Origin of the sequence: Pseudomonas sp. RL_105y_Pfl2_101 (genome assembly GCF_963970585.1) — a bacterium.
Lineage (GTDB): Bacteria > Pseudomonadota > Gammaproteobacteria > Pseudomonadales > Pseudomonadaceae > Aquipseudomonas.
In genome coordinates this window covers 1-10,528 of the sequence record NZ_CAXAPG010000063.1, presented here as the reverse complement: position 1 = coordinate 10,528, position 10,528 = coordinate 1, and the positions used below count along the sequence as shown (strand labels likewise).

5 protein-coding genes are annotated in these 10,528 nt (G+C 59.8%); 3 read left to right on the top strand and 2 right to left on the bottom strand.

What is annotated here, in order from left to right:
* Positions 1-184, top strand: a 184-nt coding sequence (locus AACY31_RS27825; RefSeq protein WP_339505504.1) for a hypothetical protein, incomplete at its 5' end; no start/stop codon positions are given.
* A gap of 210 nt (positions 185-394) precedes the next feature.
* Here the strand turns inward: AACY31_RS27825 and AACY31_RS27820 are convergent.
* Positions 395-2,263 (bottom strand): hypothetical protein, encoded by a 1,869-nt coding sequence (locus AACY31_RS27820; RefSeq protein ID WP_339505503.1) that lies wholly within the window; start codon positions 2,261-2,263, stop codon positions 395-397.
* A gap of 138 nt (positions 2,264-2,401) precedes the next feature.
* On the opposite strand from AACY31_RS27820, the gene AACY31_RS27815 reads away from it, so the two are divergent.
* Entirely contained in the window at positions 2,402-6,358 is a 3,957-nt protein-coding gene (locus AACY31_RS27815; protein ID WP_339505502.1) for a hypothetical protein, read from the top strand.
* Between the two features lie 193 nt (positions 6,359-6,551).
* Here the strand turns inward: AACY31_RS27815 and AACY31_RS27810 are convergent, their stop codons facing one another.
* Positions 6,552-6,689, bottom strand: coding sequence for a hypothetical protein (locus AACY31_RS27810; protein WP_339505500.1), 138 nt, complete (start codon positions 6,687-6,689; stop codon positions 6,552-6,554).
* A 174-nt stretch (positions 6,690-6,863) separates the two neighbouring features.
* Here AACY31_RS27810 and AACY31_RS27805 point away from each other — a divergent pair, with 174 nt between their 5' ends.
* The gene (locus tag AACY31_RS27805; protein WP_339505498.1) at positions 6,864-10,433 is read left to right on the top strand and encodes an Ig-like domain-containing protein; all 3,570 of its coding nucleotides are present in this window, start codon (positions 6,864-6,866) and stop codon (positions 10,431-10,433) included.
* Positions 10,434-10,528 lie beyond the last annotated feature (95 nt).

Below are 10,528 nucleotides of genomic sequence, written 5' to 3'. Positions count from 1 at the left end.
CTTGCGGGTCTGCTTGCGCTTGCCGGCGTACTCGGCATCGGCGAAGGTCATCTGTTTCATCATTGAAAAGCTCGGCGACTGGTGCCCGGTGATTTTGCCAAATCAGGAAGTCTTTTTCAGAGTTTCCCTAAGCGCAGGGTTCTTTCTATTTGAAACGGCCATCCAGCGGCAGATACATGAATGATGGTGGGCAGATGTGACAGACGTTTCGCCTGGCATCTACCCCCTGTTCAGTGACCCGCACGTCACCTGCCGATCCCCAGGTCCGTGCCAGGGCACCACTGATGGCACTCAGCGAACCCATGCGGTTCATCGACGCTTGCGTATCGTACCTCTACCGTAGCGCCGCCAAGCGCCATCATCGGGTCGAGTACACCAGCGGGCGAAGCTTCGCTCACCGTCGGTTCGGCTCGCCCAGCAGGTCGCCGATTTCCAACTCTAGCAGTCCCGAATAGCGATACCGGCCGGTGAGTTTTTCAAGAACAACATAACGGATCCGGACGATGTCGCTGATATTCGGTTCGATGTACTTGCGCAAGATAGTAAAGTCCAGCGGCTTGCCGGCGCTGACTTGGGATATCGGTACCCAATCGCTGGTGCTGCCCTCTCCAGGGTTGCCGTGCCAGTAATAGGTGAGGATGTCGCCTTTTGCGGTGCCGAGGTATCCGATACGCAGCGTCACGCTGCCGGTATGGATTTGCGGGTCCAGTTTATTATCAGGCGCTTCAACGACCATGGGCGCAGGGGTTTCGGCACGGATGACCTGGACCTGGGCGTCAAGGAAGTCGGACTCCCTGACGTCATATACGACTGCGTCGTCGTTGGCGACCCAGTAGCTCAGTCTCAGGCTGCCTCCCCTCAGGACCGCGATGTGTTCACCGGGGACGAACATCACAATGTCTGTGTCGACCTCGTTGCCGCTGACAATGTGCTCGTCCTCATGCAGGTATGGGCCGCCGTTGTTAGCCTTTTCGCCCAACCAGACCAGTTTGAGATGGTCGCCTCCCCTCATTCCCGGATAAGCATGGATGATCACCGTGGCGAAGGACTGGTCCGGCTCGAGTATGTCTCCAATCAGTTCTGTAAGTGTCGGCGCGGGTAGGGCGGACAGCTGGCCCTCGACGCTTGCAAAGGCGTGTTTGGATGACAGGGGAGGATCGCCGTTGGCTTTTTCCAAGATATAGAAGACATCGCCAGATCCGCCTGCCAGGGCACGGATTTCAGCGTTGGGAATCTCGAATTCATAGATGGCGGGCAGGTTGTCGATGACTTTGGATTGACGGTTCTCCAAGGGTAGGCCGATCACTGGAGTACCGATCCAGGTCATATTCAACGTGTCGTTCAGGGCAAAGTCGAGCGCGATAATCTGGATCGTTGCGGGCTGTTTGCCCAGTGTCGGCAAATCGATCACACCGTTGGAAGCCTCCTTGATGACGGGCGCGTCCAGTCGAGCGGCTCCGGCATCGACTGGCACAAACGTGCGCGAGGAATATTTCTCGGCATAGTTCCAGACCAGATCGAACACCAGGTAGTGCACCAGCAATCGTGCACTGTCTCCGCCGGCCAGGATGGTTCGCTGGTCGATCCTGATGAAGATCGGATCGGTCGTACTCGCCTCCTGGGGGGTTATCTCGCGATATACAAAAGCGCTACCCCAGGCCAGCTGGATGGTGTCGTGGGCCGCACGCCCAAGATAATGCCGGATCTCAACGTCGAAGCCGTCCCTTGCTGAGCCGGCGTCCACCCCGTTGTCGATCACATCCTGAGGGGGCAGCGGAGCCTTTAGTTCCGAATGACCTGGGTTGTGGGGTTCTCTGTCTTTGCCGCCGGGTCGATCCAGCTTGACTCGCAAACGCCAGGGTGTCGACTCGTCGCTGGGCACGGTTTCGCCTACGGGCGTCAACTTGAAGTGAAAATTTTCGCCCCACGTGGGGGCGATTTTTTCGTGTGGCAACGACAAGAACAGGCGCTTGTTGAGCCCTCCCTTTTCAACAGTTCCCTGAGCGATTATTTCGTCGTTCAGGTAGATATCGACATTGTCGCCTTCCTTCTGCTCGTTCCAAGGGTCGATGATGCAGAGTGCGTCCGTGGGAGAGTCTTCGGTCTGCGGGGGAATGGCGAGGTCGAAGACAATGCTGCGGTTGATTCCGTAATCAGCATCGGTAACGGGATCGGTCCAACCTGCAATGAACAGCCCCCTGAGCTTAAGCGGCGCTGAGGAGAGGGGGGGGGGAGGAAGTAGGCAGGGCATGAACCGGGTCATGGGAAACGTCCAGTTGATGTGGGTGTGCCCTAATTTAGTAGGCGTGGAAAGGTATGCCTACTGTCAACTCTGACAGTAGGCAACCCCACGATTTCAGGTATTGAATAAACCCAGACCTCACCCAACTGGGACACTGCCATGGACACTGCCGACAACAACCCCTTGGTGTATGACGAGCTGGAGATCCCCGACGGCGGTCCGGCGCATCCGCCGGCGCCAGCCGGCAGCGTCGGCATCAACATCGCCGCCGCCAGGGTCATCTTTCCCCACGACGGGTTACGCCTGCTGCTACCGCCCTGGGACAACATGGGACAAGGGGATTCCTTCAGAATCAAGTTGAACAACATTCCCGTGTTGCCGGGCTCCATCGATGAAGAGACGGAGGTGGGCCAGAGGGTTGAGCGGTATATCCCGGTAGGCGGGCTGGTCGATGGCGACTTCAACCTGAACTACGACGTGAGATTACTGGGGGAGCCCGACTTCACGTCTTCAGCGGTGACGAAGATCCACGTCAAGATCGATGAGGCCCCACCCGGCGGCCAGGATCAGGACGGCGATACGCCCGGTCACTCCGAGCTGAAACTGACGATTCCTGTCGAGTTCCTGCCACCCGGCGCGGTGGATAAAGACGCCGCTGCTGCAGGCGTCCCGGTGACCATCGAGCCGTACCCAATCATGGCCGAGGGAGACCGGATCAAGCTGTCCTGGGGCGGTGAATTCATTTGGAAGACGGTAGACGCGCAGCACCTGCCGCCACAATCTGCGCCTCTGGTGATCACCGTTGACGAAGACACCATCCACAGGGCCGGGGATACTGATAGCAATGGCCTAGCGGTGGTCTTTGAAGTCTATGACCGGGTGGACAACAAGTCCGAAGACTGGAGCGCCGAAGTGCGGGTGATCGTGGACACCGGCAACTCGCGTTTAATGGCGCCGCTGATCAAGGAGGTGAACAACCTGGTACTGGACATGGACCAGCTCGGCGAGGCGGACCTGACTTATCAGGTGATCGCGATGGATGCCAATTTCAAGGTGGGTGATGACGTCGAGATCCATTTAACGGGCACAACGGCGGAGGGTGAAAAGATCGAAGAGGTCACCTACGCGCCCGAAAGAATCCTGAACACCCCGAGTATCCTCGAGTTCAAGCGCCCCAGCGCCGAAGTGCGACAGCTGGCCGGCGGTCCCCACGCGGCCTTTTTCTACCGGCTGATCAAGGCGGATGGCAGTGCTGACCTGTTCTCCAAAATATTCTCCCCAAGGATCGTGGGCCGGGCCAACCCTCTGGCCGCGCCGATCCCCCTGGACGAAATCGCCGGCACACTCGATCCGCAACTGCCCAGCACGACCATTGAGATTCCGCTGGACCCGGCCATGGAGGAGGGCAATGCGATTGAATTGATCTGGAACGGCACCAGGGCGAACGGCACGTCCTATAAACCTGACTTGCCACCGCACCCGATCACCGCGAACGAAGCGGGGGGCAGCGTGCCGATTGAAATCGTCGTGGCCGGACACCTCACTGACATCGAAGGAGGCACGCTCGATCTGTATTACAAGCTGCTGCGCGATGTGGTGAGCCGGGAAGTGCTGGAAGAAGAATCGCTGCACGCCGACCTGCTCAGCATCGGTGAGCCCCAGGCCGAATTGCCGGTGCCGGTGGTCGAAGGCGAGAGCGGCGGCGTGCTGGATCCGGCGGACAAGCCTGACGGCACGCGCCTGATCGTTCTCCAATACAGCGGGCAAACCGCCGGCGACCGGGTGCATATCCTGTGGTGGGGCTCTAACACCGGCCAGTACCGGGACTCGATTCCGGTCACCGGATCGACCGAGAACCAGAACATCCCGTTCACCATCAGTGCCGCGTTGATCGAGGGCAATCGCGATGGCACGGTGCGGGCGATGTATTGGGTCAAGCGGGTAGGCGGCGGGACTTCTGCCTCTGAGATATTAACGATATCAATTGGCGCGGCCATGAATCTGACTGCGCCCAGCGTCAAGCAGGCCAGTGGCGCTGCGCCCAATCAGCAGTTGAATCCGGTGGCGGCCAAGGATGCGTTGACCGTGGTGATCCCCAACTACGGTATTCAACCCGGCGATCAGGTCAGCGTGACCTGGGCTGGTACTGCCGGGGCAGGCTCCCAGACTACGCCGCCGGAAGATTTGTCTCCCAGCCGAGAGGTTGATCTTTTGACTGATGTGATCCCCTACAACTTGGGCCGATCGGTCACGGTTACCTACATCGTGACCCGAAATGGCGACGACTCACCGGCATCGGATCCGCTCAACCTGACTGTGCAGGCACTTGATCAAGACGATCTGCTGGTCGCCAAGCCGAGGATCCTGCAAGCCGCTAACAATGGCGAAGGGCCGGAATTGGACGTGGCGGCATTAACGAGCAATGCCACCGTGCGTATCGATAGCTGGCCGCTTATTGCCCAAGGGCAGTACGTGTGGTTGAGTGTGAAGGGCAAAAACAAAGATGACACGGATTATGACCTCCCGCTTTGGAGCAGCACCCTTGGCAGCCGAGTTTCGGCTGGGTGGGTCTCAAGTGGCTTCGCGACCAACACCGTGCCACTCAATGATCTGCATGGGCTGCGTGATGGCAGTGCGCTCACGGTGGAGTTCAAGGCCACTTTGAACCAAAGCACGGATGAAGGGCAGGCTATTACGTTCCCGTTGCGGACATACACCGTCAGGGCAATTGAATGGATAAAACCGGTCATCAGCTCAGTGAAAGGCCAGCCCAGCAATGCCGAAATCCCCAACGGTGGCAACACTGTCGAAACCTCGGTGATTCTCAGTGGCACGGCCACTGCGGGCATGAGCGTCGAGATTTTCGAGGGCACGGTCTCCAAGGGCACCTTCGTTGCGACTGGCGGCACCTGGACCACCACGACGGCCATCGCCGTGGCGGCCGGGGCGCGCAGTTTTACCGCCAAGGCCAAGTACGGTGCCCAGCCGGAGTCGGATGCGCGGACCTTTACCGTGGTGGAGGCTCAAAAACCGGTCATCAGCTCAGTGAAAGGCCAGCCCAGCAATATCGAAATCCCCAACGGTGGCAATACTGTCGAAACCTCGGTGATCCTCAGGGGCACGGCCACTGCGGGCATGAGCGTGGAGATCTTCGAGGGCGCTGCCTCCAAGGGTACCTTCGTTGCAACCGGCGGCACCTGGACCACCACGGCCATCGCCGTGGCGGCGGGGGGACGCAGCTTTACCGCCAAGGCCAAGTACGGTGCCGAACCGGTGTCGGATGCGCGTACCTTTACCGTGGTGGAGGCTCAAAAACCGGTCATCAGCTCAGTGAAAGGCCAGCCCAGCAATACCGAAATCCCCAACGGTGGCAATACTGTCGAAACCTCGGTGATCCTCAGGGGCACGGCCACTGCGGGCATGAGCGTGGAGATCTTCGAGGGCGCTGCCTCCAAGGGTACCTTCGTTGCAACCGGCGGCACCTGGACCACCACGGCCATCGCCGTGGCGGCGGGGGGACGCAGCTTTACCGCCAAGGCCAAGTACGGTGCCGAACCGGTGTCGGATGCGCATACCTTTACCGTGGTGGCCCCCCTAGTCATTGACCCGTCACTGATGAACCTCAACGGCCGTGCGTATGTTACGCCATGGCCTCGAAGAGCGGAGGCGGCTGGCAATACTGGTAATCGGGTAGCAAGCGGCGGGACCCCGCCGTATACATACTCTTCTTCGAATCCTGGGATCGTATCCGTTAACGCTTCCACCGGATTCGTACGAGGTGAATGGAACGGCAGTGCCACCATCACCGCTCGTGACCAGGCGGGAAGGACAGTCACTTATCCCGTAAGCGTGTCCAATGTACTTAGGGTTGTCATTCAGCAGACGGTGGACAAACCAGACAACATTAGTAGATGGATATTCTCGAATGGGTACACCAGTTATACCAACGGCGGCCCCGCTGGCCAGATCGCTAACCAGTTCTCAGCCCCGGCGGAATGGTACTTTGACGGTGACATCGTTGGCCTGCAGGCGAGGAGCGTCTACCCAGCGACGGGAGCAACGCAAATGACGCTTGGTCTTCCGCTAAGAAAGGGGATCGCCATATCGGATCGGTAGAACGGCTGTAAAACACCGGCAAACCCATCTCCCACCGCCTTTTAAGTTGTGACCGGGTGTCCATCTCTTTTCTGGACACCCGGTCCAGCGCTCTGAGAGGGTTGGTGCCGCTCCAACTCCAACTGACTGTCCAAGGCGGGATTTGCACCAGCAGGCCCTGGAGGGGTGGACGGTGACGGCAGCGATATTGATGTCAGGTATCCTCCGGCATGGGCGGGTTACCGTCGACTTTACCGGGAATGACGATTTCGGCAAGCGTGAGGATGGAGCTGGGGATAGCACTGGAGCGGCGCATGGCCGGGACTCGCATCGGTGCAACAGTAGAATCCATTGAGCGCCGCTACGGGAGGGCCGGCTACTGTCTGGTCTGAGAGTCAAGCCCCACGCCCAGAAGCACCTACCATTGGTCGGCTAGCCCATTCAACCTGTCATCTCTGACAGTAGCCAGTCTTCCCTTCACGGCGCCCAATAAACTCCCCCGTCAACCCCGACAGGAGTACCTGCCATGCGCCGTTCCAGCCCTCCCTCCGTCCCCACCCTGAAACTTCCCGAAATTATCATCACCAGCAAAAACAAGCCTAAACCGCCCATGCCGCCAGACACCTGGGGCATCAACATCGGGGCGGCCCTGGAAACCTTCCCCCAAGATGGCCTGCTGGTACAGATCCCGCCCTGGGAGGTCATGGATGTGGGCGACACGGTTGATGTGCGACTCAATACCATCGTCGTCACCTCGGGCTATGTTGTCGACGAAGCGCAGATCGATCAGGTCATGTCCCTGTTCATTGCCCCCGGGCGCCTGACCACGAGCTATTTCACCTTGGACTATCAGGTCAAACGCATCAGCAGCGGTTTCCCGGAACCGTCCTTATCGACCAAGATTTACGTCAAACTCGAACGCCCCGGTGGCAAGGATCAGAACGGCAGTACCCCCGGCCACTCCGAGCTGAAAATGCAGATTCCCGACGACATCCTGAACGGTGGCGTTGATGCCGACACTCTGGAAGTTCCAATCACTATTGCGCCTTATCCCAATATCGCCGAAGGCGACCGCATACGCCTGAGCTGGGGGGGCGTAGAGTACCTCGAGGAAACGATCACGGCGGCGCAAGTCTCAGATCCCGACAACAACCCCATCGTCGTCGTTGTGAACAAGGACACCCTCGATAAATGGGACACCGGTGAAGAAGGCCTGGCCGTGGCCTTCGAGGTCTACGACGTGGTCAACAACCGCTCCGAGGACTGGAGCGCCGACGAGCGTATCGTAGTCGACACCGGCAACTCGCGGCTGACTGCGCTGATTATCAAGGAGACGTTCAACAACGTCTTGGATATGGACGAGCTGACCGACACCGATCCAGTGACCGCGCAAGTGGTGGTCACAGGCAAGGATTTTGCCGTCGGCGATCAGATCGAGATACACCTTCGCGGCACGACGGACGAAGGCGAACTCGTGGATAAAACCTACGAGCCGGTAAGAATCGAAAGTATCAACAAGGTCATTGATATCCCAGTGCCTAGCACCGATGTCCGCCCGTTGGTCAATACCCAGGTAGCGTTTTCCTATCGCTTGATCAAGGCCGACGACTCTGACGACATGTTTTCCCGAAGTCAGTTCGTCAGCGTGATCGGCGAAGCCACGCAACTGGCCGCGCCCATCGCCCTGGATGCCATCGCCGGCACGCTCGACCCGACCTTGCCGCGGACCCAGGTCCAGATCCCCTGGGACGACAGCATGACGGCAGGCCAGGTGATCAAGCTGCAATGGTTCGGTACCCGGCCAGACCGCGCCTCGGTCTACTTGCCCGACTTACCCCCTCACCAGATCACCGTAGGCGAGGAACAGACCAAGGAGCCTATCCCCATACCGGTCGACGGGGCTCATCTACGCGCGATCGAGGGAGGGACGCTGGACCTCTACTACCTGCTGCTACGCGACACCGACGCCCGTGAAGTGGTCAGCCGTGAGTCCCTGCATGCCGAGCTGCTGAACATTGGCGAACCCAGGGCCGAACTGCGCATGCCGGATGTCGAGGGCGAGCAGGACGGTGCGCTCGATCCCGAAGATGTACCTGCCGGGACCCGCTTGATTGTTCGGCGCTATACCGGGCAGATTTCCGGTGATGAGGTGCACTACGTCTGGAAAGGCTCGAAAACCGGGACCCATACCGACTATGTCACGCTCAATGCAATCACCGACAAGGAGGATGTGTCGTTTACCATCGACTTTGACCTGATCAAGGGCAACGAGGGCGGGACCGTTGATGCGTCGTATTGGGTCAAGCGTAAGGCGGGGGGAAACAGTCCATCGGAAGTGCTGGCGATGCGCATTGGTGCGGGCATGGACTTGATCGCGCCCAGTATCAAGCAAGCCAGCGGCAGCACGCTGAACCCGATTGGTGCGGTCGCCGCGCTGACGGCGGTGGTGCCGCAGTACCCGGGCATGCTGGCCACCGACCAGGTGAGCGTGACCTGGGCGGCAGCGGCCGGTGTGCCGGCGTGCGGCTCGCACACCACCGAGCCAGTGTCCGTGGGCACCATCGGGGACAAAGAGATCGAACTGCCGGTCACACTGACCGCCTACAACCTGGGCAAGGCGGCGGTGGTGACCTACACCGTTACGCGCGGCGGCACGGCGCTGCCGGACTCGCTGCCACTCGCGCTCAACGTGCAGGCGATCTCCAGCCTGACCACGCCGCTGATCCCGCAGGCGGCCCAAGGCGGCATCGGCAGCGAGCTCGATCTGGACAGCTTCACCGGCGATGCGCGTGTGACCTGTGCGCCCTGGCCGTTGATCGCGGCCGGCCAGCGGGTATGGCTGCGCGCCGAGGGCATTGCCGAGAACGGCAGTGACCATGTGATCCCCCTCTACACGGCCTCGGCGGTGACGGCCGGCCTGTCCAAGGAGCTGGACCGCAGCGAGCTGGTCAAGCTGCGCGACGGCTCCGAGCTGAAGGTCGTGCTGCAGGTGACCTTCGACCGCACGAACGCGCAGGCCAATGCGGTGGACTTCCCGTTGCGCACCTACACGGTCAAGGCCGTGCCGGCAACCGCGCCGACGATCGCCTCGGTGAAGGATCCGCAGAACAACGACATTCCCACCGGCGGCACGACGGTGGCCACCGCCGTCACGTTGAGCGGCAAAGCCGCGAACGAGGAGCAGGTGGAGATTTTTGACGGGGCCACCTCCAAGGGCACCGCCGACGTCAATGCCAGCGGCGACTGGACCAAGACGGTCACCGGTCTGGGGCAGGGCACCCATCGCTTCACCGCCAAAGGCCTTTACGGCAACCTGCCGGTCTCGGCCGAGCGCGTCCTCACCGTCACCGCGGCAACCGCGCCGACGATCGCCTCGGTGAAGGATCCGCAGAACAACGACATTCCCGCCGACGGCACGACGGGGGCCACCGCCGTCACGTTGAGCGGCAAAGCCGCGAACGAGCAGCAGGTGGAGATTTTCGACGGAGCCACCTCCAAGGGCACCGCCGACGTCAATGCCAGCGGCGACTGGAGCAAGCAGGTCACCGGGCTGTGGGCGGGCACCCATCGCCTCACCGTCAAAGGTCTTTACGGCGATCAGCCGGTCTCGGCCGAGCGCACGCTCACCGTTATATCGCCCGAAGGCTTTGAAGACTTTGAGTACGTGCCTCCACAGAAGATCGGGTTGGGCGAATTTATCGACACCCCAACGATGAGAATAAGTATTCAGCTTGAAGGCCAACCAATAACCAATGGAATAGAAATTCGCACCAGGAGCGCGAACTTTCCACATATTAGGGGTCACGTGCTAAGTACTCAAGCGGGTGCCCTTCATACACGTCGGCGGCTGCGGATGGACCTAAAGAGGCCGAGTCTGACGGTTAGTTTCTGGTACGCCTACTTAAATGGATACGATACAAAAGCACTAATTCGAGCAGCGACTGGCGAGATTATTAGCGAACAGGTATTGATTCCGCAGGGAGACGGTCCAATCATCTCGCGCGAATGTCGCATGGCATCATCAATCCAGCTAATCGCCGCCATCGAAATAATTACAGCCGACATGAATGGCACTTACTTAACCTTCTTCGGGTGACCATTCTTCCTGACCTCGGCCCTGGCTGATCGACGTGTTTTCATCAGCATGGGATAAGGCTTGGGTCTTCGTTTTATCGCGCGCGGCTCAATCCT

Excerpts from the sequence above, each read along its gene's own strand:
- AACY31_RS27820 (WP_339505503.1), bottom strand. The coding sequence starts at position 2,263 with ATGACCCGGTTCATGCCCTGCCTACTTCCTCCCCCCCCCCTCTCCTCA.
- AACY31_RS27815 (WP_339505502.1), top strand. The coding sequence starts at position 2,402 with ATGGACACTGCCGACAACAACCCCTTGGTGTATGACGAGCTGGAGATC.
- AACY31_RS27810 (WP_339505500.1), bottom strand. The coding sequence starts at position 6,689 with ATGGATTCTACTGTTGCACCGATGCGAGTCCCGGCCATGCGCCGCTCC.
- AACY31_RS27805 (WP_339505498.1), top strand. The coding sequence starts at position 6,864 with ATGCGCCGTTCCAGCCCTCCCTCCGTCCCCACCCTGAAACTTCCCGAA.